General features: G+C 40.2%; 24 protein-coding genes and 4 pseudogenes. 3 read left to right on the top strand and 25 right to left on the bottom strand.

Annotated elements, in window-relative coordinates:
* Positions 1–182: 182 nt before the first annotated feature.
* The 3 genes from LI288_RS05305 to LI288_RS14400 form a co-directional block, all read right to left on the bottom strand.
* Positions 183–2,492, bottom strand: a complete 2,310-nt coding sequence (locus LI288_RS05305) for a DNA gyrase/topoisomerase IV subunit A (protein ID WP_227089679.1) — start codon at positions 2,490–2,492, stop codon at positions 183–185.
* A gap of 157 nt (positions 2,493–2,649) precedes the next feature.
* The gene (locus LI288_RS05300) at positions 2,650–4,587 is read right to left on the bottom strand and encodes a DNA gyrase/topoisomerase IV subunit B (RefSeq protein ID WP_022432958.1); all 1,938 of its coding nucleotides are present in this window, start codon (positions 4,585–4,587) and stop codon (positions 2,650–2,652) included.
* Between the two features lie 89 nt (positions 4,588–4,676).
* Positions 4,677–5,669 carry a peptidylprolyl isomerase gene (locus LI288_RS14400; protein WP_227089677.1) on the bottom strand — a complete coding sequence of 331 codons (993 nt, stop codon included), beginning with the start codon at positions 5,667–5,669 and terminating at the stop codon, positions 4,677–4,679.
* A gap of 248 nt (positions 5,670–5,917) precedes the next feature.
* Here LI288_RS14400 and LI288_RS05290 point away from each other — a divergent pair, with 248 nt between their 5' ends.
* Positions 5,918–6,166 (top strand): hypothetical protein, encoded by a 249-nt coding sequence (locus tag LI288_RS05290; protein WP_022432960.1) that lies wholly within the window; start codon positions 5,918–5,920, stop codon positions 6,164–6,166.
* Between the two features lie 389 nt (positions 6,167–6,555).
* On the opposite strand, the gene LI288_RS05285 is transcribed toward LI288_RS05290, so the two are convergent.
* Positions 6,556–8,310 carry a 1-deoxy-D-xylulose-5-phosphate synthase gene (locus tag LI288_RS05285; protein WP_227089676.1) on the bottom strand — a complete coding sequence of 585 codons (1,755 nt, stop codon included), beginning with the start codon at positions 8,308–8,310 and terminating at the stop codon, positions 6,556–6,558.
* Positions 8,311–8,559: 249 nt separating this feature from the next.
* Here LI288_RS05285 and LI288_RS05280 point away from each other — a divergent pair, with 249 nt between their 5' ends.
* Positions 8,560–9,918, top strand: coding sequence for a sodium-dependent transporter (locus tag LI288_RS05280; RefSeq protein ID WP_022432962.1), 1,359 nt, complete (start codon positions 8,560–8,562; stop codon positions 9,916–9,918).
* Positions 9,919–10,130: 212 nt separating this feature from the next.
* Here the strand turns inward: LI288_RS05280 and LI288_RS05275 are convergent, their stop codons facing one another.
* The 11 genes and pseudogenes from LI288_RS05275 to LI288_RS05225 form a co-directional block, all read right to left on the bottom strand.
* Entirely contained in the window at positions 10,131–11,081 is a 951-nt protein-coding gene (locus tag LI288_RS05275; protein ID WP_227089675.1) for a GTP-binding protein, read from the bottom strand.
* 78 nt (positions 11,082–11,159) lie between these two features.
* Positions 11,160–11,492, bottom strand: a complete 333-nt coding sequence (locus LI288_RS05270) for a hypothetical protein (protein ID WP_022432964.1) — start codon at positions 11,490–11,492, stop codon at positions 11,160–11,162.
* Position 11,493: 1 nt separating this feature from the next.
* Positions 11,494–12,195, bottom strand: a pseudogene (locus tag LI288_RS05265) (aldo/keto reductase); the annotation flags it as partial.
* A 71-nt stretch (positions 12,196–12,266) separates the two neighbouring features.
* Positions 12,267–12,548: pseudogene (locus LI288_RS05260) on the bottom strand (DUF6033 family protein); the annotation flags it as partial.
* Positions 12,549–12,564: 16 nt separating this feature from the next.
* Positions 12,565–13,179 carry a DUF6033 family protein gene (locus LI288_RS05255; RefSeq protein WP_227089673.1) on the bottom strand — a complete coding sequence of 205 codons (615 nt, stop codon included), beginning with the start codon at positions 13,177–13,179 and terminating at the stop codon, positions 12,565–12,567.
* Positions 13,180–13,212: 33 nt separating this feature from the next.
* Entirely contained in the window at positions 13,213–13,971 is a 759-nt protein-coding gene (locus LI288_RS05250) for a hypothetical protein (RefSeq protein ID WP_116443693.1), read from the bottom strand.
* 27 nt (positions 13,972–13,998) lie between these two features.
* Complete coding sequence (locus LI288_RS05245) at positions 13,999–14,595, bottom strand: hypothetical protein (RefSeq protein ID WP_006859435.1); 597 nt, start codon at positions 14,593–14,595, stop codon at positions 13,999–14,001.
* 65 nt (positions 14,596–14,660) lie between these two features.
* A complete protein-coding gene (locus LI288_RS05240; protein ID WP_227089672.1) occupies positions 14,661–15,416 on the bottom strand; it encodes a hypothetical protein in 756 nt (251 codons plus the stop codon).
* 21 nt (positions 15,417–15,437) lie between these two features.
* Positions 15,438–16,238 (bottom strand): FlxA-like family protein, encoded by an 801-nt coding sequence (locus LI288_RS05235; RefSeq protein WP_227089671.1) that lies wholly within the window; start codon positions 16,236–16,238, stop codon positions 15,438–15,440.
* A 251-nt stretch (positions 16,239–16,489) separates the two neighbouring features.
* Positions 16,490–17,860, bottom strand: coding sequence for a GHKL domain-containing protein (locus tag LI288_RS05230; protein WP_227089670.1), 1,371 nt, complete (start codon positions 17,858–17,860; stop codon positions 16,490–16,492).
* The gene (locus tag LI288_RS05225) at positions 17,857–18,570 is read right to left on the bottom strand and encodes a LytR/AlgR family response regulator transcription factor (protein WP_227089669.1); all 714 of its coding nucleotides are present in this window, start codon (positions 18,568–18,570) and stop codon (positions 17,857–17,859) included. The genes LI288_RS05230 and LI288_RS05225 overlap by 4 nt, the downstream gene beginning before the upstream one ends.
* 184 nt (positions 18,571–18,754) lie before the next feature.
* On the opposite strand from LI288_RS05225, the pseudogene LI288_RS05220 reads away from it, so the two are divergent.
* Positions 18,755–18,907: pseudogene (locus LI288_RS05220) on the top strand (winged helix-turn-helix transcriptional regulator); the annotation flags it as partial.
* A gap of 75 nt (positions 18,908–18,982) precedes the next feature.
* Here the strand turns inward: LI288_RS05220 and LI288_RS05215 are convergent.
* The 10 genes and pseudogenes from LI288_RS05215 to LI288_RS05170 all read right to left on the bottom strand — a co-directional run bounded on the left by LI288_RS05215 (position 18,983) and on the right by LI288_RS05170 (position 25,676).
* Entirely contained in the window at positions 18,983–19,564 is a 582-nt protein-coding gene (locus LI288_RS05215; RefSeq protein ID WP_022433334.1) for a type IV toxin-antitoxin system AbiEi family antitoxin domain-containing protein, read from the bottom strand.
* A 334-nt stretch (positions 19,565–19,898) separates the two neighbouring features.
* Positions 19,899–20,189 (bottom strand): annotated as a pseudogene (locus LI288_RS05210) (type II toxin-antitoxin system death-on-curing family toxin); the annotation flags it as partial.
* Between the two features lie 83 nt (positions 20,190–20,272).
* Entirely contained in the window at positions 20,273–20,515 is a 243-nt protein-coding gene (locus LI288_RS05205) for a type II toxin-antitoxin system Phd/YefM family antitoxin (RefSeq protein ID WP_227089668.1), read from the bottom strand.
* Positions 20,516–20,585: 70 nt separating this feature from the next.
* Complete coding sequence (locus LI288_RS14585; protein WP_334301371.1) at positions 20,586–20,750, bottom strand: hypothetical protein; 165 nt, start codon at positions 20,748–20,750, stop codon at positions 20,586–20,588.
* Between the two features lie 127 nt (positions 20,751–20,877).
* Positions 20,878–21,312: a cupin domain-containing protein gene (locus tag LI288_RS05195; protein WP_022433330.1), complete on the bottom strand. Its 435-nt coding sequence runs from the start codon at positions 21,310–21,312 to the stop codon at positions 20,878–20,880.
* A 257-nt stretch (positions 21,313–21,569) separates the two neighbouring features.
* A complete protein-coding gene (rlmH, locus tag LI288_RS05190; RefSeq protein WP_227089667.1) occupies positions 21,570–22,049 on the bottom strand; it encodes a 23S rRNA (pseudouridine(1915)-N(3))-methyltransferase RlmH in 480 nt (159 codons plus the stop codon).
* 42 nt (positions 22,050–22,091) lie between these two features.
* Positions 22,092–22,355: a glyoxalase gene (locus LI288_RS05185; RefSeq protein WP_227089666.1), complete on the bottom strand. Its 264-nt coding sequence runs from the start codon at positions 22,353–22,355 to the stop codon at positions 22,092–22,094.
* A gap of 53 nt (positions 22,356–22,408) precedes the next feature.
* Positions 22,409–23,185: an HAD family hydrolase gene (locus LI288_RS05180; protein WP_227089665.1), complete on the bottom strand. Its 777-nt coding sequence runs from the start codon at positions 23,183–23,185 to the stop codon at positions 22,409–22,411.
* 74 nt (positions 23,186–23,259) lie between these two features.
* Positions 23,260–23,841, bottom strand: a complete 582-nt coding sequence (locus tag LI288_RS05175) for a Maf family protein (RefSeq protein WP_227089664.1) — start codon at positions 23,839–23,841, stop codon at positions 23,260–23,262.
* Positions 23,842–24,014: 173 nt separating this feature from the next.
* Entirely contained in the window at positions 24,015–25,676 is a 1,662-nt protein-coding gene (locus LI288_RS05170) for a 2-isopropylmalate synthase (RefSeq protein WP_227089663.1), read from the bottom strand.
* Between the last annotated feature and the right edge of the window lie 15 nt (positions 25,677–25,691).

Below are 25,691 nucleotides of genomic sequence, written 5' to 3'. Positions count from 1 at the left end.
AATCAGGCAGAATGCCTGATTAAGCGGGCTCTAATACTATATATCATATTTCATACTTTCCATTCCCGACACACCATTACTCCCGACCTCTCCTCCGTACAACCTCAGCCACCCACTACACAGAAAAAATAATCTGCTGTACCGAAGTCAAGTAACACGTTGAGGTACAGCAGATTATTGTTTCAGACTCGTATTTTCGTTCCTTTCGTATCCCTATGCGCCATTTTTAATCGGGCAAAGTCTACGTTTTTACCACGGTATTCTATCGTGAGTTCATCCCCCTGTGTAAGCAGATACACATCTTCGACCGTATCTTTTCCGGTCAGTTTGATTGCGCGCACACCGACCGCACCCTTCTTCTTTTCAGGCACATCTGAAAGCGGAAAGCGTAAAAAGTATCCGTCCGCTGTCTGCACGATAACATGCTGACTGCTCACAATCATTTCTTCTTCTTTGACTTCCCCGTCCAGTGAAAATCTTGAGAAAACTTCTTTTACCGCATCAGTCACATAGATGCCGACCAGTAAATCGTCTTCCTGTAATTTGGTCGCGGCTACGGTACGTTTACTGACTTCAAATTCTGAGGTGTCCACCAGCTTTGCCATACCCAGTTTTGTCATAAACAGCATTTTTTTACCCTTTAACTGTTCAAACGGTGTCAGATAAAGGATATTTTCACCACTGCTGTCATAGTTGCCCAGATTGTCAATCGGCGTTCCCTTGTCACGGAATCTCGTAAATGGAATATCCAGCACCTTAATCTGATGCAGACTGCCGTTGTCCGTGAAAATGCAGATTTTATCGGTATTCATGCAAGAGAATACATAGCGGTTCTCATTATGTACCGCCTCCTTATTTCTTTCATACGCCGACATATCAATGGTCTTTGCATAGCCGAAGCGGTCCATAATAAACATCACTTCCTGCTCCTGCACCTTTTTCTCCTCTAATACAACCGCCTTGGCATCTTCAATCTGCGTTTTTCTCGGCAGTGCATATTCTTTCTTGATTTTGAGTAAATCTGCCTTGATGACCTTTGCCATTTCTTTTTTACTGCCTAAAATGCGCTCGTATTTTGCAATTTTTTCCAGACATTCTTCATATTCTTTCTGCAATGCAAGAATTTCAAGTCCAATCAGCTTGTACAGGCGCATTTCCAAAATTGCCTGTGCCTGACGTTCCGTGAAATTCAACCCTGCCGCCTGCTTTTTTGAAGCTTCGGATTTAAACTGAATGCCCTCGGTATTGCCGTTTACAAGACAGTCCTTTGCCATTTTTAAATTCTTACTGCCGCGCAGGATTTCAATAATTAAATCAATAATATCGCAGGCTTTGATTAACCCCTCTTTGATTTCCTTATTGTCAAGTTCCTTATTTAAAAGGGTCGTATATTTACGGGTTGTAATCTCATACTGGAAATCAATATGGTGTTTGATAATCTGCTTCAAGCCCAGTGTTTCCGGTCTTCCGTCAACAATCGCAAGCATATTGACACCAAACGTATCTTCAAGCTTTGTCTTTTTATATAATACATTTTTTAAATATTCCACATCCGCATTTTTCTTTAATTCAAGCACAATGCGAATACCTTCTTTGGAAGAAGCATTGGAAATATCTACGACATCTGTAATTTTCTTTGTTTCAATCAAGTCTACCACATCGGAAATAAATTTTCCGATATTCGCACCGATCATGGTGTATGGAATCTCTGTAATAACCAGTTTGTCACGCTCCGAGCGTTTTGCCGCCGGTTCAAATTCAACCTTGCCGCGCAGCTTGATTTTACCGTTTCCGGTTTCGTAAATCTGTTCCAGCTCACTTTTATTGATGACGATACCGCCGGTCGGAAAATCCGGACCGATACAATACTGCATAAGTTCTTTGGTCGTAATCTCCTCATTGTCCATATACGCACAGACCGCGTCAACCACTTCGCCGAGGTTGTGTGTCGGGATATTGGTTGTCATGCCGACTGCAATACCGTCCGCACCGTTTACTAAAAGATTCGGCACTCTGACCGGAAGCACTGCCGGTTCCTTTTCCGTTTCATCAAAGTTCGGTACAAAATCGACAACATTTTTATCCAAATCCGCAAGGTAGACGTCCTGCGTAAATTTCTTTAACTTGGCCTCCGTATATCGCATGGCGGCGGCACCGTCCCCTTCGATTGAACCGAAGTTGCCGTGTCCGTCCACCAGTGCCATGCCCTTTTTAAAGTCCTGCGACAATACGACCAGCGTTTCATAAATGGAACTGTCGCCGTGCGGGTGATACTTACCCATTGTGTCACCGACAATACGTGCCGACTTTCTGTGTGGTTTATCATAATTTAAGCCCAACTGATCCATTGCATACAAAACACGCCGCTGTACCGGCTTTAATCCGTCTCTGGCATCAGGAAGCGCTCTGGCTGTGATGACACTCATGGAATAGTCGATATAGGACTTCTGCATGACCTCGGAATACTCGGTCTTTACTATCTGCTCTGCCATTTTATTCTCCTCTTGATTTTTCAGTTCTTATTATCTCTGCATTTGAAAATCAGTTTTTATTATCTTTTCATTTCAAAAAACAATGAACTGAATTTATTAAATTCTGCTGATTATATTTATTAAATCATATCGTTTTATTTACTATACCAGAAATGCTCTACGCATCAATTTCCGCCTCGTCTGCATGTGCATAGATAAACTGCTTACGCGGCGGTACTTCACTGCCCATTAACATCGAAGTTACCTCTGTTGCCAGTCTGGCATCTTCGATTTCAACCTGTTTTAAAATACGCGTTTCAGGATTCAGCGTAGTTTCCCAAAGCTGTTCCGGATCCATTTCTCCCAGACCTTTGTAACGCTGTAATGAAAATGAGCCGCTTGGATGCTTCTTTCTGTACTTTTCAAGTGCCTTGTCATCATACAGGTATTCGACTGTTCCCGCCTTTGCGCCTTTTTCCTTTTTCTTTAACTCGGCACGGTAAAGCGGCGGCGTTGCAAGGTATACGTGTCCCTGCTGAATCAGCTCCGGCATAAAGCGGTAGAAAAATGTCAACAGCAGTGTATCAATATGTGCACCGTCCACATCGGCATCGGTCATTAAAATAATTTTATGATAACGCAGTTTGCTGATATCAAAGTCGTTGCCGTAGCCTTCAAGAAAACCACAGCCGAAAGAATTAATCATCGTCTTGATTTCCGCATTTGCAAGAACCTTATCAATACTTGCTTTTTCTACATTTAAAATCTTACCACGAATTGGCAGAATTGCCTGTGTCCGTCTGTTTCTCGCTGTCTTTGCCGAACCACCGGCAGAATCTCCCTCGACAATAAAGACTTCACATTCCTCCGCATTACGGCTTTCGCAGTTTGCCAGCTTTCCGTTGCTGTCAATCGAAAATTTCGGCTTTGAGAGCATATTGGTCTTTGCCTTTTCTTCGGCACGTCTGATTTTTGCAGACTTTTCTGCGCAGGCAAGCACAGCCTTCAAGTCGTCCAGATGTTTGTCAAAATAAAGCTGGATTTCGTCATTTGTCACGGAACTTACTACCGTTCCCGCGTCCGGGTTGTCCAGTTTGGTCTTTGTCTGTCCTTCAAAACGCGGCGCCGGGTGCTTCACTGCTACAATCGCCGTCATACCGTTGCGGACATCAACACCGGTGAAATTCTGGTCTTTTTCCTTTAAAATACCAAGCTCCCTCGCATACTGGTTCATGACCATGGTAAATTTCGTCTTAAAACCGGTGATGTGCGTTCCACCCTCCTGTGTATAAATGTTGTTGCAGAAGCCTAAAATATTTTCTTCAAATTCATTGACATACTGGAATGCAACTTCCACTTCAATGCCGTCTTCGCTCTTTTTATAATACACAATATCCTGCACCGGCTCTTTGCCTGTATTTAAGTCCTTTACATATGCCTTAATGCCGTCCGGCTCATGATATGTTGCTTCTGCTGCCGGTTCAATGCGGTTATCCGTAAAATGAATCGTCAGTCCGGGGTTCAAATAAGCCGTCTCATGCAGACGGCTTTGAATAGAATCGGCTTTAAAACGTGTTTTTTCAAAAATTTCTTTATCCGGCAGGAAAGTAACTGTCGTTCCCGTATCGCTCTTTCGGCAGGTACCGGTCTTTTCAAGCGGATACATCACTTTACCGCGCTCATAACGCTGACGGTATATGCCGCCGTCTACGTGAATTTCAACCTCCAGCCATTCTGAAAGTGCATTGACAACAGATGCACCTACACCGTGAAGTCCACCTGAAATCTTATATCCACCGTCACCGAACTTGCCACCCGCATGCAGAATCGTAAAGACAACCTCCACTGCCGGGATTCCTGCCTTCGGGTGAATCCCAATAGGAATTCCTCGTCCATTATCCTTAATTGTTGCCGTGCCGTCCTTATTTAATGATACGTCAATCTGCGTACAGTATCCTGCCAGATGTTCATCGACCGCATTATCCGCAATTTCATAGATTAAATGATTCAGCCCCTTTGTTCCGACACTTCCGATATACATGCCGGGACGTTTGCGGACTGCTTCCAGCCCCTCCAAAATGGAAATACTGGACGCATCATATTTCTTTTCTGCCATGATTTTCTCCATTCTTTTTCTTATTTCTATTTTATATTTTTTATCTTTTAAATATCTTTGCTGTCAGAATCACATTACAAATACGTAATTTATTTTACCAGCTCATTAAAAACTGTTTCAAAGCTTACCGGCAGTTCTGTGGCATTGGCGGTCTTCTTGCTGTTCCAGACCTTCTTATTCATTTCCACATACTTAGAAGCTTCATAGCTTTCAAAGACACTGTTAAAATATTCCAGCTTCTTTTCATCCATCAGCGCCGTTTTATTAGCTTCCGTTTTGGACTTTTCATTGTCACTGGTACAGCGGATAATGTAATATTTTCCGCCTGCTTCAACAATACTGCTGGTTTCGCCTGTCTTTAAATTAAAGGCTGCCGTTTCAAATGCCTGTTCCATTTCACCGCGCTTGCATTCTGTTTCGGATTCTTCTTCCCCGCCAAAATCCTTTGCTACGGAATAGAACGACTCTCCGTTATCCAAACGCTCTTTTGCGGAAGAAATGTCCGACTTGGAACCCGCACAGATGTACTGTATTGTAATCACTCTTGCATCATCGGAGCTGACTTCCGTATTAATCTGCGAAGTCACATCGTCATATAATGTATCTGCAATTGCAAACTCCGTAAACATTTTTTCAATCTGATCTTTTGTAACATTTAAAGCAGAAACCTGCTCCTGTGTCAGTGCATTAAAAAATGTATCTGCCGCACTGCTTACAGCATCTTTCTGGGTACGCGACAGCACCACACCCTTTTCTTTTGCCATGAGATTCATACATTTTACGCGGATTAACTTGGAGCGCACCTGGTCCTTTACATAGTCATCCATGTTGACACCTTCCATGCTCTGACTCCACACACCGCTTCCGAAAACATTTTCATATTCTTTTTTGGCATCGGAAAGCAGAATATCTGCCTCCCATGTGTAGGCTTTTGAATTGCCTGCTTTTAATACGACATCATCTTTTAAACCTGTCGAAATGTATAAAAATGTTCCGTTAAAAAATTTTATATATCCTGCAATCAGCGCCACTGCCACTGCAAATATAACCAGTCCGATAATTCGTTTTTTTCCTCTTTTCACCACAATCCTCCTGCTGTTCCGGCTTTTCACCGATTTTTTCAGTCCCCGGAACGAAAATATTTCATGTTATTATAACATTAATTTTCATTTTAGAAAAGCTATTTTGGGTTGATTTTCTTTGTTTTAAGTTTGCTTCTTGTAAAATGTTCTGCTATAATATTTTTAATTAAATGCTGTTTGGATTCAACAATTCCATACAGGCTGTTACGCAGAACAATATAATAAATATAGAAAAGGAATATATGCTTATGAACGGTAAAATGAACATGTCTATTTCGCAGATTTTTCAAAAAGACGGCAAACCGACAGCTTTCGTACTGTTTAGCGAAGGCAGAAAAAGTGCCGAGGGTAAAATTCCGGACTGCACGATTATTTCCAATGACGGCTTTTCCGAAAAGGAAGTCAAAGCACTGGAACTGTATCTGAAAATGCAGCAGGAGTCTATTTTAAAGACTGCAAAAGAAGTGAATATTATGAAAGCGTTTATGCAGAATTAAAGGCAAAAGTTAAACCAATCCGCCGATTCTTTTTATTGTGATTGAATCGGCGGATTCCGACAGCATCAGCTATCTGATTTGATGTATAGCCTATCTTATGCATATTTTCCTTTCCAATCATACGGTTCTAACATTTCATCTTTAACAAAATGTATATGGCTCATACTGTTAGAATCCATATTCATACAAAGCCAAATACTAAATACCTGCTTAATATCGTCATAGTTACTATTTACAAAATCTCTTTCCCTTTGAGATGAAATAAGCCTGCTTTTTAACCTCCACTCTTGACAAAGAGCCTTTTTATTGTCAATACAAAAACACCCCAGTAATATATAAGCCCAACCGCCTGATATATTCCCGGGGTATCATCTATTCTGTCAATTACCTTACATCACTGCCTGAATATCCTCTGCAATCTGCTCCGGTGTCAGATGATTTGCCTTTAAGACATCTTCGACATTATATCTGTCTAAAAATTCCTTCTTTAATCCGAAGTTTAAGGTCTTGATATCCGAAGCACCGTAAAAACGTGCGATTTTTTCACCGAAACCACCGTCTAACACGCCGTCTTCAAGTGTCACAACCATACTGTGTTCTGCTTTCAGATTTTCTAACAGTTCACTATCTAAGCCTGTGATAAATCTCGGATTAATCAGTGTTACATGGATACCGGATTTCTTTAAAAGTTCTGCTGTTTCCTCGCCTAATGTATAGAAATCACCCAATGCAAGAATTGCCACTTTACTGCCTTTTTCTGTAACTTCATAGCGGTTTAATGTGCTGTAATCCGCATCAACCGGTCTGCCGGAAGTTGCCACACCTGTTGCAGGTACACGGATCGCTACCGGGTGGTCTTTCTGCTCTACTGCCCAGTCAAGCATTGCAAAATATTCTTCCTTACAGGTCGGTGCAAGGTATACTAAATTCGGAATATTTGCAATCATCGGAATATCGAAAAATCCGATATGGGTAATATCGTTCATTCCGTATACGGAAGCACAAAATGTCAGAATTGTTGCAGGACTGTTATTGACACATAAATCCTGTGATAACTGGTCATAACATCTCTGTAAAAATGTGCTGTACACACCGTAAACCGGCTTTGCACCGCCCGTTGCTAGTCCGGATGCAAGTGCAACCGCATGTTCCTCCGCGATACCTACATCCACAAACTGTCTTCCCGCCTGCTCTCTCTTATCATTTGTAAAACCAAAAACCGTCGGTGTTGCGGAAGTAATTGCTACAACAGAAGCGTCTTCTTTCATTTTCTGTAACAGATAATCTGCGGTCAACGTACCGTAATCTTCTCCACCGTCATAATTTCCTTTTGTTTTGCCGGTTTCAATATCAAATGGCATATGCCAGTGCCAACTTTCCTTGTTTTCTTCTGCCAATGTATATCCCTTACCCTTTAATGTATGGATATGCACTGCAACCGGCGCCTTAGAATCCTTGACCCTTTTAAATGCGTCAATAAGCTGTGTCAAATCATTGCCGTCTTCCACAAAAACATAATTTAAGCCCATTGCCTTAAAAATGTTGCATTCTGCCTGCCCTTTTGTATCACGTAACAACTTTAAATTTTCATATAAACCGCCGTGGTTTTCTGCGATAGACATTTCATTATCATTGACAACCACAATCAGATTGCCGTTTAATTCCTTTGCAAAATCCAGTCCTTCCAGTGCTTCGCCACCGCTTAAAGAACCATCTCCAATAACTGCAATAACATTATAATTTTCATCTGCCAGATCTCTCGCCTTTGCAAGACCGCAGGCAAGACTGACTGAAGTTGACGTATGTCCGATGCAGAAAAAGTCGTGTTCACTCTCGGACGGCTCAGAATATCCCGATACATCATCATATTTTGCTTCATCTAAAAATGCATCTGCACGTCCTGTCAGCATTTTATGGCAGTAACTCTGATGTGAAACGTCAAATACCATTTTATCCTTTGGTGAATCAAATACATAGTGCATGGCAATTGTGGCTTCAACCATACCAAGGTTCGGACCGACATGTCCGCCGTGGACACTTAACTTCTGAATCAGTGCCTGGCGCATTTCGCCTGCAAGCACCTTTAACTGTTCTACATCTAATTTTTTTACATCTTCAGGTGACTGAATCTTTTCCAAATACATAAATTCCTCCATTCCACAGCCATAGTAATGCTGCGTAGTCATTTTTTGTTATTTATAGCATACAACTTAAAGTTTACTTAAAGTCAAGTCTTCTTTTATTTTTTTATTGTTTTTATAAATCCTTAATATTTTATACACCTGTGCTTGCACATTTTTCACGCTTCTGTTATGATAATAATCTGTTTGTAAACTGTCTTTGGGCAGTATCAGCATTCAACAACAATAATTTGATTCAATAATGGAGGTTTTATGGAAAAGAAACATAGAGGAAGCTTTACCGGCGGGCTTGGATTCGTACTTGCCGCCGCAGGAAGTGCTGTCGGACTCGGAAATCTGTGGCGGTTCCCTTATCTGGCTGCACAGTACGGCGGCGGCATTTTTATCTTAGTTTATATTATATTGGCACTGACGTTTGGATTTACACTCATGACCACCGAAATTGCAATCGGACGGAAAACCAAATTAAGTCCTACAAGAGCCTATGCAAAAGTGCATAAAAAATTTGGATTTATCGGACCGATTGCTTTTATCATTCCGGTTATTATCCTGCCGTATTACTGCGTAATCGGCGGCTGGGTAACAAAATACATGGCTGTATTTATCTCCGGACAAAATGAAGCCGCCGCAGAAACTTCGTTTTTTTCAAACTTTATCAGTCAGGAATACGCACCACTCATTTTCTTTTTTATTTTCCTTGCACTGACCGCATTGATTGTCGTGTGTGGAGTTGAAAAAGGAATCGAAAATGTCAGCCGTGTTTTAATGCCGGTTTTAATCATTCTTGCAGTTGTTATCTGCATTTACGTTGTATTACTGCCGGGTTCTGCCGCCGGATTAAAATATTACCTGTTACCGGATTTTTCAAAGTTTTCATTGAAAACCGTCTGTGCCGCAATGGGGCAGATGTTTTATTCCATGAGCCTTGCAATGGGCATTATGATTACGTATGGTTCTTACACACGTGACGATGTCAGCATGGTAAAATCTGTCAATCAGATTGAAATTTTTGATACGGTTATTGCCCTGCTTGCCGGACTGATGGTTGTTCCTGCCGTATACATTTTCAGCGGAGAAGCCGGAATGTCACAGGGCGGCGCCGGACTGATGTTTATTACACTGCCGAAGGTCTTTTCACAAATGGCAGGTGGACGTTTTATGGGTGCACTCTTTTTTACACTGGTATTGTTTGCCGCACTGACAAGTTCCGTATCTGTCATGGAAGCAATTGTTTCGATGATGATGGACCGCTTTGGGCTGAGCCGTATTAAATGCTGTATCGGTATTGTACTGTTTTCCATTCTGCTCGGTGTGCCATGCTCTTTAGGCAACGGTATATGGTCCGGATTTACAATCTTTGGCATGGATTTCCTGACTTTCTGTGATTTTATCAGTAACAGTATACTGCTGCCGGTTGTTGCATTTTTAACCTGCATTATGATTGGCTGGTTTGTCGGCGCCGATTACATTATTGCAGAAGCCACCAAAAACGGCGAAACCTTCAAGCGCAAAAATATTTACCGCATGATGATCCGCTATATCGCACCGGTACTGCTTTTAATTATTTTAGTTTTCTATACACTGGCGCAGTTCGGTGTCATTCAGTATTAATAATGAACAGAATAATAAGTCTGTAAAAATAAAGACTGTGTCTTAACGGCTTTTGATATGTCCCCGGAATCGGGAGTATATTGAACCGTTAAATTCACAGTCTTTTTATGATAGCTCATATTTTTATACTCTGCTTGACAACAATATCTATACACACATTTTAGATTTTACAATTCATGATAATGCGGGCAGAAATCTTCATGATATCTGTCTTACATGCGGAAGCTATCACTTTGTATATAACTTTCAACCGCTTCTTTGTTCAACCGTTCCCCGATTACAATCAGTACATCCTGCCCCTCGGCTATCGGCTGTAAAGTGATTTTGCTATGTGTGGCATTTAATTCCAGCCACTTGTCATTGTCTGCTTTTAAAAATCCTTTTATTCTGAAAATATTACCGCAGTTTTCATCTTCAAACAGCTTTTTTACTGCCGCTTTTAATGTTTCTTCCGACATTGTGCTGTTCATAAAATAAAGCGATTGAAAAACGTTCTGCTCCGATAAATCCATTTTCTGATAATTTTCATAAACGTATCCGCACAGGGAAAAGCTTTCTAAATCCGAATTGGTAAGCTGTATCGTTCCCTTTTTTACAATCTCCGTGTCAAATCTTCTTTTACAGCCGATTTGCGCCATGGCACGGTTTAAATGTGCAATCGTCTGTTCTATCTGCGCTCCGTCTGCTTCGTCTGCATGGCTTAAAAGAATCTTTCCGGCATTGGCGGCTTCCGAAGCCAGCAGATAATCTGCCTCCGCCGACAGTTCATTTTCAAGTTCAGCATCAACGACCGTTATTACATTACCAATCTCATACCAGTTATCCAGCGGTTCTTCATGCAGTACGTCAAAAAATTCGTCCACATCAAAAATACCGGAAGGCTCGACAATCACACGGTCATAGCCACACATCCCCATTGAAATCAGCTTTGTACGAAAACGGCGGATATGCGTTTCTTTATCACAGCCGCCCGAAATCATTTCCAGTTCGCACTGTTCTCCCATTAAATCCTGCAACAGCATCATATCAACATTGACTGCACCGTAATCATTTTCAAGAATTCCGATATGAAATCCCTGTGACATCAGATACTGTGCGTATTTTTTGATAAATGTTGTCTTGCCTGAACCCAGAAATCCTGTAATCAAATCTATCTTTACCATGAATATAATCCCCGTTTCCAAATAATCATAACCTAATCTATTATATGCCATTCATCACCGGTTATCAATGGGGAGTCCTCAAAAACAAAGAAGCAGATACGGCTTCTCCATGTCTGCGGCATCCGGCCAAATCAGTGTGCCTTTTGTATCGACAATCACTTCATAACCGGCACAGTCTGCCTTTTTTGAAAAGCCTTCCTGTCCGTAAATTTCAGTGTTTGACACAGCGAACTTTCCCGGCTCTGCCATTTCAAGTTCTGCTGTCACTCTTCCGCTTACCGTAGTCGGCACATTAATCTGAGCCAGCGTGGTGTAATAATCGGATACACCGCTTAACTTTGACGTCATGGCACAGTCAATTCTTCCGTCCACAGATGTCATCATATGGCATATAATATATGGCTTTTTCATTTTACATTTTTCCTCTGTATACCGGGAAGATACCACTTTCACCATAGCTTTCAATTTTTTTGAAATTTTTGAGTATCTTCATATCTTCATCACTAATTTCAAAATCCACCTGTGAATTAGATTTCATATGCTCTGGATTAGCTGTCTTTGGCAGTGAAACTGTACCAAGCTGGATTGTATAGCGGATACAAAGCTGTGCAACGGTTACGCCGTATTTATCTGCTATAGCCTTAATTTCCGGCTGTTTTAAAATTTCACCATGTGCAATCGGTGAATATGCTTCAACCGTAATGCCGTTTTTCTGGCAGTATTCTACTAGTTCAAGCGGCGTATTACTGATATGAAGTAGAATCTGGTTTACCATCAGCTTGATTTTTGATGTTTTAACAAGGCTTTCAATATCACCAATCTGGAAATTGGATATGCCGATTGCTTTAAGTATGCCTGCCTTGTAAGCATCTTCTAAGGCTCTCCATGCAGCCCGGTTGCCTTCCACATACCGGTCATCACTCTGATTGACCTTATCCCAAGGCTGCGGAGAATGAATAATCATCAAATCAAGATAATCCAGTCCCATTGTTTCAAGTGTTTTATCAATGCCAGCCATCGCTTCTTCATAGGTCTTATGCTCTGCCGCCACCTTACTTGCAACAAAAAGCTGTTCTCTTGCCACACCGCAGGTTCTGACACCTTCGCCAACACCGCGCTCAGAGGCATATTGTCAAGTGTGTATGTAAGATTTTATGAAATTGCTTCTATTTTCATCTGAATCCACTAAACTAAAAAATTAAATCTTCCGCCGATTTTATTCTCATCAGCTTTCTTTTCCTGAAGCTTTTCAAGATATTCTTTCTGACTGGCTGATGATTTTTCTAACTCTGCAAAGAATGTGGTAGTTCCGTCACTATTAAAAGAGATGCCAAATTTTGTAATTTTTGTATCAGTATCTGCATTGTCGTTAGTCTTACCGAATACTCTTTCAAATCCGAACTGGGCATTGATTTCATCTGACATACGCAAGGCTCCCTCAATGCTATGCATTTTTTCTGCATAATACTTCGAATCTGATTATTTACACCTTCAAATCGACATTGTTCTTTTTTGAAACTTCTTTATGCTTTTTCATCGAGAATACTTCTTTTTCTTCCTTTGTATCCTTTGCTTTTTCCAACTGCTTCTGTAGGATTTCTTCGGCTTTTTCACTCATATTCTGAAGAAACGATTTTACTTTTGAATCTTTATGTCCTATTGCCCATGAACTAATATTTCCATCTTTATCTATTGCCCATCCCTGTTCAACTCTCCATCCAATATCTGCTTGTTGCTTTGCAAACTGCTCATCTAATTTTTTCATGTTACCAATTTCTTTTATGTACTCATCTTCTAAGTCTGAATCATTTGCCATTTTTGTTAAAAACTGAGGAGAAATCGCTACATTCGTGGTAATTGATTTACCATATTTCATCCCCGGACTATAATTTGCTGATACAAAACTATAATTGTCAAATTTTTTAGAAAGATAGGAAAGTTCATCCGCTGCAGTTTTTCGGGTTGTCCCTGTCTTTACATCTTCTGTTTGCTCCACAACCTGCTTTTCTGTGGTTTCCTTAGCATTATTTTTCCGTATATTACCGGTATAAGCATTTGTGTAAATATTAGAGTAATTGTTTACACCTGTAACTGCCATACTAACATCTCCTTTCGTATGACAAAGCTTTCATTACCTTTTATTAGCATAATAATCCCAAATACCATTAAGCATTTTCCGATCACCATCTGATACATTCAGATTTAGCCTTAAATCTTTCCAGTCACCCGAATACTGCTGCGATAATTTCTGGTTATCCGACTTGATGGCGGATAAAAATGCCTGATATGCCGAATTTTGGATAACCCCCTTTTCTTTAGATTTTGCAGTATTCTCCTGATTCTCACCTATGTTCTGTTCATTTGCTGTCTGTTCACTTCCTTTATGGTAAACTACCGATGGGGTAAAATCCTGTAATTCTGACCAGATTTCTGTTGAAGTTGCCATAAAATTACTGTGATTTTCATATGCCTGATTCAGCATATCCAGTTCTTTTTCTTTGGTTAATTCCTCAATTTTGCCCGATTCTGTCACATAATACTCCGGCTCATAATCTTGTTCCGCATATTTTTCTTCAATGCTGTTTTTCATTTTGTTATATGCTTCTGCCATTCTGTTTACATGATGTTCAAAGGAATCAGTTTTTACACTCTCTGTATCTTCTTTGACAAATATATCCGTCACTTCCTTCTCAAAACGGTTCTGATAATCCATAGAACTGACAGAAGATAAATGTCGAAAGCTCTCCTGCCCTGTTTTGGAAATGGAAAGTGTATCTGTATACTGTGTCATTTTCTTTTCTAAATCTGCCGGAACATTTTGCTTTGTATTTTCCCTGCTGTTATGTTCGATTGCAGAATATGTAATATTTGTATTATTGTAAATCTTCATAGCTGTTTCCTTCCCAGATAAATACCATTAGACTCTAATATCAATCGGCACATACCTTTTAATTGTGTCTGTTTGTACCATTTCTGCTGCCTCTAAACTATCTGTAGCAAGCTGCTCCTGCAAAACCTCGTCTGGAAGTTCTTCCATATTCTCCACAGTTTTTTCCGTCATCTGCTCTGTCATTTCTTCGGTTGTCTCCGAAAGTTCGTCCATGATTTCAGACATCATGCCCTTGTTTTCCTCTGTTCCAAGAGCTTCATCCACCATTTCTTCCTTTCGTTCTTCTTCTGTTTTAGGCTTATTCCTCTCAGCAGCTTCCGCAATCTTTTCGCCATGTTCTTCTGCCTCGTCCATGACATGAAACATCTGTGAATTATTATACTCCTGATTTGCTGCCGCAATTTCATCCTCATAATTATGAAACATTTCCAGCTTTTCAGAGATTTCTTCCAAACTGTCAGCCTTTCGGTTTTTCAAATTTTCTTTTTGTGCTTCAAAAAAAGCCACCTTATTATCCCGTTCCTGCTGTCGCTGCAATTTTTCCTGTGTACTTTTCAACATATTAGAACTATTAAATCTATTTATCAGTAAACCTCCACCGGATAAATTGACTGTAAAACTCATCTGGTTCCTCCTTCCCGACAAATTAATACAAAAGATTTTTCTTCTTGTCATTTAGGCTTAACATACTATACTTCCTTATCTATCTTACTTGACGTTAGAGAAGAATTCGTTTTAGAATATGTACCATTGTTTGTATAAGTTGCACTTGCCCGGTTCGCAGCATTTGATATACCAGTTGCTTTCTGGGCTGTTTTGCCTACAAAGGAATTGTAACCTGTAAAAACCGTTTTCAGTGAACTGATATCTGCTTTCTTCAATTCATCTTCATCTAGCTCCAACTTATTCCCCTTTCCTATGGTAATACCTATTTTAGAAAGTAAATGACTGGTTTTGTCTGTCATGCCTGTCATCCATGAAGCATTTCTAAGAACATCTTTTGTATTGGATTCTCCTGCCTCCTTAACAACGTCATTATAATCATCAATAAAAGATTTCACTTTTTTGGTAATTGCATCCCAGTCATAATCCTCTACCTCTGTTTCTTCCCCGGTCTTTTCATCCTTCTTTTTTATTTTCTTTTTTTCCCAGAGTGACGCATCGTTTAGTGCATCTGCTGATTTTTTCAGGGAATCCGCACTTGTTTTCATCAGTGTAAGCTTCTGTGAAGTATCGCCTTTACCCGATAATTTTTCTGCATCCTGCTTTGCATAATATGCTTTCATAAGTTTTCCATAGCTTCCGTTTTTAATCGCAGCATAATCAGAAAGCATATTGGTGTTTCCTACGGATGAACTGTCGGAAGTTCCTCCAAATAATGCGGAATAATCTACATTGCTGTTATATTTACTTGTGTAATCACTAAAACTCTTAATCTCTGACATAATACCATTCTCCTTTACCAACTATAAACGAATATCAATCGGTGTATACACTGCCTGCTGTGTTGCATTCTGTGCATTTTCCAGAGTCGGTGTTTCTACTGTCACCTGTGTTTCCCCTTTGATATCCGTATTCTTTACGCTGTCTGTCTCCTCTGCCGCAGCCCCCGCAGATTCCTGTGTTTTCTCGGATTTATCAGTATTGTTCTTTGTTGCAGTGTCTTCTGTATTGCTGTTCTCCGCTTTTGCAGCTTCTTCTACTGATTTATTTGCATCTGCAAGTGTAGACATCTGTGCTGCTGTCGCAGACTGTGCCTTTGCCTGCAGCTCTGCCAGTTCTTCTTCCTTCTTCTCAGTATTTCCTTTTCCGGCATCCTGTTTGATTTCAGATTCAAGCACACTGGCACGTCCCTGTATCTGTGTTGCCATACTTTCCTGCACCTTTGCCTGTTTCATGGAAGAATCTGCGGAAATCATCGCCTGCATACTTGCCTGTGACAATCCGGTGTCTTTCTTTTTAGAAGTGCTACTTGTTCCAGCCACCATATCATCCATAGATGACGAATTTTTACTCTGCTGTTCCTTTCTCTGCTCGATCTGGTGCCGTCTTAACTGCTGATTGAGATTGTTAATCTCCTGCTGTATCTCCTGACGCTTTTTCATCTTATCCTCTAATGACATTTCTTCATTTGATGATAAATCCTGTAGCTTCTGCTGTGCATTTGCAATCTGATTCTGAATATTTTTACTTACAGAATCATTCCCCTGTGACATTCCCATTGTTCCTGTCTGCGTATTTGTCCCACTAAATCCATTGATTCTCATTTTAATCCTCCTTGTTTTGCGAAGCAAAATCCGAACCCTTTGGTGAGGAGAGGATTTGGCCTCCTTGAGCTTAAATTCTGAAATCCGTTTCCTTAAAAATCTGTACAACATGATTTCTCTTTACTGATTCTTTCGGCATATCTTTCTTTACAATAAACAGCGATGTTGTGAACCGCCCTTTTTTTGTTGTGAAGCAAATAAAAAACACTAAATATTCTGATGTTTCACAGATTACTTAGTGCTTTTTGTCCTTATTCTACCTGTAACATAATACTTAGAACCACTTCCTGATTCTCCTGCTCTAAAGATATATCTCCCATATACATCCTTGCAACCCTTCGGATATTATGCAGTCCAATTCCATGCTCCTTCCCGGATTTCGTTGTTTCCGGCAGATCACTGTCCTTATAATTTAACTCTCCCTCATATCTGTTCTTTATGGTTATCATAAAAATACTGTTTTTCCGAAAAGAAGAGATACAGATATAAGGATTTTCTCCACTTACATTTTCCATGCAATTATCCAGTGCATTGTTTAAGATCACGCTTAAATCAAATGCATTTAATTTCGTATCCCCCGGATAATGAAAATCTGATATAAAACGAATCTGCTTTTCCTTTGCTTCTCTTAACTTTTCCATCAGAATCACATCAATGACAGGACTCCCCGTTTTTATCTCAGGAGATATTTCATTCCACTCCTTTTTCAAATGCTCCATATATTCTGCTGCATCATCCATATGATTCTCTGCCACAAGATGTTCCAGCATCTGTATATGATTCCCCATGTCATGACGCAGGCTGCGGATATCCTGATACAGCTTTTCCACTTCCCCGATATGCTTTTTCATATTACTGACCTGATTTAATACCAGCTCCTGCCCTGTCTGTTCTTCCTGTGCCACCTTCCAGTTTTGAAACATCGTAGTCATAACAAGAATTGCTATGATAGAGATAAAATAATGCACAAAGCTTAAAGCTCCATAAAATCCATAGGTATCTGTCAGGCTCTTTCCTGTATCTTTTTCATAAATATTCAGATAATATTGCAGAATGCCATATCCTGTAACTCCCACAAGAGAAGGTATGATAAGCATTACCAGCTCTTTAACGCTCATTTCATCATTTTTGTATACATATGCTTTATTGATCAGACCGATTGCAACTGCAAGGAAAACGATACAAAGCACAATATCCAGAATTCTCGTTCCAGCATAAAGTCCATATTGCAGCCATTGTCTTCCTGCAATCGTATTCCTAAAAACCAGAGCTTTTGTGATAAAATCATCCAGTCTGCCTGCCATTGCAACCGCAAGCCAACGGATAGAAAAAAATGTCACTGCAAGAAATATTTTCTGATAGATGTTTCTTCTGTCCCGTACATACATCACAAAAAATGCAGCCACAACCCCCAGCATATATGCAGAAAAATTGCCAATCTGCTGCGGTATCAGATACAGCACAGACATAATTCCAATATAAACAATACTGACCAGAGCAGCTTCCCTTTTCTTTTTCATATATGGATATACAAAAACACCAAAACAGATTCCTGTAATAATCAAAATTGCAATAACAGAAAACTTCGATGTGATCATCCAGCATCTTTCCACTAAACTCATCTGACTTCATTTCCTTTCCTCTGGTTATACTTCAGATATTGCTTCACAAATTCCGGATAATTCTTTTTTGCAATCAATGCAGTTCCATTTTTCATAGTTACACAAGTTGCATCATATTTTTCTACATATTTAAAATGCACAAGATAGGCTCTGTGTGTTCGGAAAAAATCTGTTCCTGCCATATCACTTAATTCCTGTAATTTACCATAGTATTCAATATCCGTACTTCGTGTATGGATAATAACTTTTCTGTTATACACCTCGGCATACACAATATCACGCAGGAAAATTTTTATATGACTTCCGGCGGTCTGTACCATGATATACTTTTCGTCTTTTTCAAGTCTGGAACTCCTTTTTATGTTATGGACTGCCTTTGTCACAACCTCTTTCAATTTCTCGTCGGAAAACGGTTTAACCAGATATTGAAATGCTCCGACATCAAATGCCTGAAAGACATACTCCTCTGCTGCTGTCACAAAAATGAGTATCATATCCTCATTGTCCTGACGAAGCACCTTTGCCGTTTCCATCCCATCCATTCCCGGCATCTGAATATCCAGAAAAAGAATATCCGGCTTACTGCCACTTGCAATCAGTTCATCACCTGATAAATATTTCTCTATAACCGCATCCGGCAATAGCTTTTTTATTTTTTCTTCCAGTATCTGAACCATAGATACTTCATCATCGCAGATAGCAATTCGCATATTGTCACTTCCTTGCTTACATATATTTATAGCTATTATATCGGATAAGTTCATGCAATATCTATCTGGAATGTTGTGAAATGACCTTTTTTTGTTGTGAAAAGGGCAGTAAACCATTATTGGTTCACTGCCTTGTCTTCTAATCATGTCTGCAATATTAAAGAAATGAAAGCTTGCCCAACAGTTACGCGAGCTTGAAAGTGATAACTTAATCATCAAAAAAATATATCCTATAATTCCTCCCAAAACAGAATACAGCTTAAGTGAGTTAGGCAAAACACTGATTCCTTTATTGAACTCTATGTGCGAATGGGGACAACAATTTATGGCGGATTAAAAAGCATTTTCTTACTTCAATTTGCTTTGACAACTCCTTTTTCTTTGCTTCTTTCTTCTCCTCCGCTTTCTTTTATCATACGCAAAGCGCCTCAATATCATGCATTTCTGCATAACGCTTGCACGCTTCCACTATAATTCCAGCATCTACTCCACTTCGTTTACGCAAGATATCACATAACGTTCGCTCCATATTATATACTTTTATATTATTTTCTCCAGGAGATCTTACTTGTAATATTCCTTCTTCGTACCACTCTTTCTTCACAGTCAATGCAATGATTTGTTCTTTTTTAACATTCGTAAGATTATAAGTTGCAGGAAATGTCATGTCAAACCTATTTGGCGTTCTGTCAGTTAAATCCAATAAAAAAAGTGCTGTCTCGTTAGAAAAAATTCCTTTTCTAAAACGAGCCTGCAAATTCACAAACTCATCCTCCCATATTTCCGGCAAAATATAAACACCTCGTGCTGTTCGTTCTAATTTTCCCGAATTCAAAAGAGTTTTTATATTTCCACGAAGAATTCCCCTTTCTGTGATATCCGCAGTTGTTACAACTCCATTATTTTCTTTTGCAATCTGGATTATTTGATCTGATACATTCCTTTCATTTTTCTCTTTGACTTTTGTGCTTATTATTATATTATTTTCGAGCATGAAAGTTAATTTGTACTTCTTACAAATTACAACATAAAAAGCAGATACATAACTTCCACCACATATCTGCTTTACTAAAGCTCCAATTCTGCCTCAAATTGGGGCAGAATTGCAATCGACTTCTAACACCGATACCGTATCCACACCGCATCACTGTCAAATTTTTTCACATCAATTAATTTTAAAATCACATATCTTATTGTAAATCCGTTTACCTATTCATATACAATATATATATCGGCGTAATTGTTTCAATTATAAATCCCATCCCAATTTGTTCAAAACAAAAGACCGAACAGATTATCTCTGAGCGGTCTTTTTCCAGTTACACTATTTAGTTTCGATGGTCAAGAACCCATTGCAATAGGTCTTCATATTCTATTTTCCCAGCTGCAACATCAAGAATAGTTTCGTATAATTCTTTTTGCATATACTTAAGTTCTATCCCGTTCAAAGCAAGAAAAACCAACATTGCATGCGTTCCAATCCTTTTATTCCCATCTATCATACAATGGTTTTTAATCAACCCATATCCTAATCTTGCGGCTTTCGCTTGTATCGTAGGATACAATTCATCCCCTCCAAAAGACTGAAAAGGAGTTTCTAAAGCTGAGTCCCGTAAATTGTAATCTCTAACTCCTTCGCTTCCACCAGTCTGCTAAATCAATTGAGTGTGAAGCATAAGAATCTGCTTTTTGCTCAGTTTTTTCATTTAGCCAGTACCTCATATGCTTCCTTATTCTGCTCCATAAGCTGCTTTGAAATACTTAACACATCTTCATCAGATGCAGTAAAATCCTTATCTGCTTTACTAAAGTCTATAATAAGATATCTTGGTACATTATTCTTCAAAATCACTGCTGAACCGCATTCGTCCACTAATCTTGCTACTTTAGAAAAATTCTGGTTAGCGTCTGAAATAGACACCATTGTTTTTGTATCTATAGTCATATGATCACCTCCGTGATTTATTTACTATAGTATATACAAATTTTAGGATAAATACAACCTATTATTCACATTATATCTTTCCATCATAAACAGGAAAACCTCTGCATTTGTCTTCATAAGTTTTGTGCCCTGCAGCTACTTTTGATACTACCAAAAGTTCCTCTCTTTGCACGCCACCGGTGCGAATTCCTTCACCAACACCTCTCTCATTACCATACGCCTGTGCTGTATCAATCAGACGGTATCCGGCTTTTCTGCTGCCTTGTCATCATCAATAAACCATGTTCCAAGTCCTAACTTTGGAATCTGCTTTCCATTACTTAAAGTATATGTTTCCTGTAACATTTCTTTTCCTCCTGATTTTAACCTAATTTTCCGTATTCTTCATCAGATACCGGCTCACACCACTCATTACTGCAATTTTCACCCGGCACTTCTACGGCAATATGTGAAAACCAGCTGTCCTTCTTTGCTCCATGCCAGTGCTTGACTTCTGCTGGAATTGTAATAACCGTTCCCGGAACTAAGCTGACAGCTTCTTTTTCTTCTTCCTGATACCAGCCTTCACCTGCTGTACAGACAAGCAGCTGTCCACCGCCCTTTGTTGCATGATGAATATGCCAGTTATTTCTGCAGCCCGGCTCAAATGTCACGTTTGCAAGAAAAACGCCTGTTTCCGGCTTTGTCAGCGGATTCAAAAAAGATTCACCGCTAAAATACTGTGCATATGCCGTATTGGCATTTCCCATACCAAATACATTCTGTTTTTCAAATTCTTCTTTGTTTGTTGTCTTCATATGAACCTCCATTCCAATACCGGAGAAATTGCGGACGGAACTGATTTTTATTCTGCAATAAAGGATATTTGTGATGCCTGCGGCGCAAACACCCGTGCCAAACGCAGCTAAACTACTTTTTTAAGTTCCGGCAGTTCCTCACGAACCTTTACAACCTTATCATACAAGTTAAACTTAACTTTAAGTCAAGTATTTTTGAAAAAAAAGATATTCCCAAAGAATTTCATCTTTAAGAATATCTGTCTTTCATCTGCTCTTTATTTATGATACGGCGCTCCCGTCATAATCCGGTACGCACGATAAATCTGTTCTAAAAGAATTACCCGCATCAGCTGATGCGGAAATGTCATCTTAGAAAAACTCAGTTTCATATCCGCACGGTTTAAAACACGTGAATCCAGTCCGAGCGAACCGCCGATGACAAATGCCACATGGCTGCTGCCCGAAAGCCCAAGCTTTTCTATTTTTTCAGAAAGTTCAACGGAATCCAGCATCTTCCCTTCAATTGCAAGTGCAATGACATACATATCCTCTTTGATTGCAGAAAGAATCCGCTCACCTTCTTTTGCCTTGACCAGTTCTATTTCATGCGCACTGGCATTTTCCTTCGTCTTTTCGTCTGCCAGTTCTACAATCTCTAATTTGCAGTACTTTGACAGCCGCTTCCGGTACTCCGCCAGCGCATCTGTATAAAATTTTTCTTTAATTTTGCCAACACAGATTACTGTTATACGCATTTTTCGCTGTATCCTTTCTGTCCTGTCTTATGCTTTTACCGTTTACGCTTCAACAACAAAGTATCTGCCGTCTGAAATGGCAAATACCTCCAGCTCGTCTGCCAGTTCTTCATCGGATACACCTGATACGTCCATGCCTTCTTCGTCTAAATATGCCCGCACCTCTGAAATATTTTCAAATACCTGTGCAAAGCAGTCTTCCAGAAATTCTTTTGCTTCTTCTATCGTTTCCGCTACCGGTTCATCAAATAGCTTTCCCTGCTCTTTTAAAAATACTTCTGCACATTCTTCTAAATACTGCTCCATAATTTTTCACCTGTTTCCTTTTAAAATATTTGTCGTGATGATTTTATATTCTTCTATAAATGAAATACATCTTTTAAAGTATACTCAACATTTGCCGTAATAAACTGACTGTGCTTTTTTATGTCATCGACTGCCTTTTCCATGACATAGGCATGTCCCACACTGTCTAACATCGGTATATCATTATAATTATCGCCAAACGCCATACATTCTTCCGGTAAAATATTCATTGACTGCTGAATCTGTTTCATGGCATTGCCTTTGCTGACCTTTAAATCCATAAAATCCAGATACAGCGAACCGGATACAACTGCTGCTGCTTCATTTCCCCAGCGCTTGAAAAAATGCTCCTTTGAATGTTCAATGCCCGACAAATCACAGACTGCAACCTTTAAAATGTCTTCCTGAATCTCCGAAAAATCCGACACCAGTGTAGTATGGTAATTTACCACCTTTGTCATTCTGTCGTGATACTCTTTGGTCTTCGGCTTAATATATGCCGTCTTTTCGCCGGATACCAGCACTTCACAGTAATCCTGCGCGAGCACATCTTCAATAATTTCCAGTGCCAGTTTCCGCTTCATCGGTGTCTTTGCAATCGTCTTTCCTTTATAGGAAACCAATGCACCGTTCTCACTGATATATACCAGTTCTTCCGCCACCGGTGCGAACAGCCGTTTTAAACTTGTCATCTGTCTTCCACTTGCCGGCGCAAATAAAATTCCTCTGTCCAAAAGCCTTCCAATCGTTTCAAACATGGAATCCTCTACACTCTGCGCACCATTTAACAAAAGTGTGCCGTCAAGGTCACTTGCCACCAGTTTTATCATTTCAATCCTCATTTCTAAGTAACTTGTTGTAAAGATGCGATGAGAAATCCGCGCAGGCGGTTTCTCATCTGCCGTCATAGCACTTGTGCATTTTTTAATTCCTGATAAACTCTCGCCACCGGAAGTCCCACAACTGCATTGTAATCGCCGCTGATTCCTTTGACAAATGCGGCAAATCTGCCCTGAATACCGTATGCCCCCGCTTTATCCATCGGTTCACCGGTCGCAATGTAGCGTTTAATTTCTTCCGCAGACATCTCATATACCGATACCTTTACCGCCTCGGCAAAACAAATCTGCTTCTTCGGTGTCAGTATTGTAACTCCAGTATATACAAAATGCTCTTTCCCTGCAAGACTTTCAATCATCGAATACGCATCTTCTTCGGATTTTGGCTTGCCAAGGACTTTCCCGTTGTGATACACAATCGTATCTGCACCAAGAATCACCGCGTCCTGATACGTTTCTCCTTTTTCCTTACAGAGTTGTTTCACGGCTTCTGCTTTTATTTTTGACAATTCTTTCACAATCTCATCAGGCTGTACCGCCGAAGTAACTTCCGCCGCATTACTTGTAACGACCTCAAACGGAATACCTATCTGTTCAAGCAGTTCCCGTCTTCTCGGCGACCCCGATGCCAATATAATCTTATTCATACTAATCTCCATTCCTGAGCGACTTAGTCGCGAAGCTGCGATGAGAAATTCGCTCAGGCGATTTCTCATCTGCAATCATAACTGTTGGTTTTTGTTCAAAAACAAAAACCGCCACATCGGTCCCGCCTGTTTTAAGGCAATCGGTCCGGTGTGGCGGCCCTGCATTTTATGATTTATTCTTCAATCAGGCTTCTGTTCATTGCTGATTCAAGTGCATCAATGGAAGCACGGATAATATCGTGGTCGATGCCGATACCGAAGCTGCCCTTTGCGCCGTGTTCAATGCCGACATAAGCAATGGCGCTGGAATCTGAGCCGTCTTTTAAAGCATGTTCTTCATAGCACATAATTTCACAAGGCTTGTTGAAATGCTTTGCAAGAGCATTGCTGACTGCATCTAAACGACCGTTGCCGCTGGCTTCGATTTCAACCTTTTTACCGTCCTGCTCAATCGTTACAACGGTCTGGATACCGTCCACCTGTTTGAAATGAACTTCCGTAATCTTAAATACCGGTGTAAATTTCTTATAACGCTTTTCAAAGATTTCAAGCACTTCGTCCGGCGCAATTTCCTTATGCTGTACATCGGAAATATCCTTGACTGCATATCCCAAATCTTCACGCATTTTTTTCGGAATAATCATGCCGTAGTTATGCTCTAAGACATATGCAACGCCGCCCTTGCCGGACTGACTGTTAATACGGATAACATCGGAATCATAAGTACGTCCAACATCTTCCGGATTAATTGGCAGATACGGTACTGTCCAGTGTGCAGGGTCTTTTTCCACACGATAATGCATACCCTTTGAAATCGCATCCTGATGAGAACCGGAAAATGCTGCAAATACAAGCTTTCCGCAGTACGGATGTCTTTCATGAATCTTCATCTTTGTCAGTCTTTCAAAGGTTTCAGCAAGCTTTGGCATATTGGATAAATCTAATTCAGGATTGACACCCTGTGCATACATATTCATTGCCAGTGTGATAATATCGACATTACCGGTACGCTCGCCGTTGCCGAATAATGTTCCTTCGATTCTGTCTGCGCCTGCAAGCAGCCCGAGTTCCGCATCGGCAACACCTGTTCCTCTGTCGTTGTGTGGGTGAAGTGAAAGCACTACATTGTCACGGAAATGTAAGTTTTTGCTCATATATTCAACCTGACTTGCAAATACATGCGGCATAGACATTTCTACGGTCGCCGGGAGATTGATAATCGCCTTGTTATCAGCGGTCGGTTCCCAGACGTCTAATACGGCATTACATACTTCCAACGCATATTCCGGTTCTGTTCCCGTAAAGCTTTCCGGGCTATATTCAAACGCGAAGTTGCCCTCTTCTTTTTCAGCCAATTCCTTTAACAGCTTTGCACCGTCAACGGCAATCTGCTTGATTTCTTCCTTAGACTTTCTAAATACCTGTTCTCTCTGTGCCAGTGAAGTTGAATTGTATACATGTACAACAGCTCTCGGCGCACCCTTTACCGCTTCAAAAGTCTTCTTGATGATATGTTCTCTTGCCTGTGTTAATACTTGAATTGTTACATCGTCCGGAATCATATCCTTTTCGATTAATGTCCTTAAAAATTCATATTCTGTTTCTGAAGCTGCCGGGAAACCGACTTCAATTTCCTTAAATCCGACCGCTACAAGAAGTTTGAAAAATTCAAGCTTCTGTTCCAGGCTCATCGGCTCAACAAGCGCCTGATTGCCATCTCTTAAATCCACGGAACACCAGACCGGTGCTTTATCAACATACTCCTTCTTTGTCCAGTCCATGCAGGAAACCGGCGGCATAAAATAACCTCTCTGATACTGTCTGTAATCGAACATTCTTCATTCCTCCAA

The sequence above is a fragment of the Lachnospira pectinoschiza genome (genome assembly GCF_020564355.1).
GTDB lineage: Bacteria > Bacillota > Clostridia > Lachnospirales > Lachnospiraceae > Lachnospira > Lachnospira intestinalis.
This window is presented reverse-complemented; position numbering and strand designations above follow the sequence as displayed.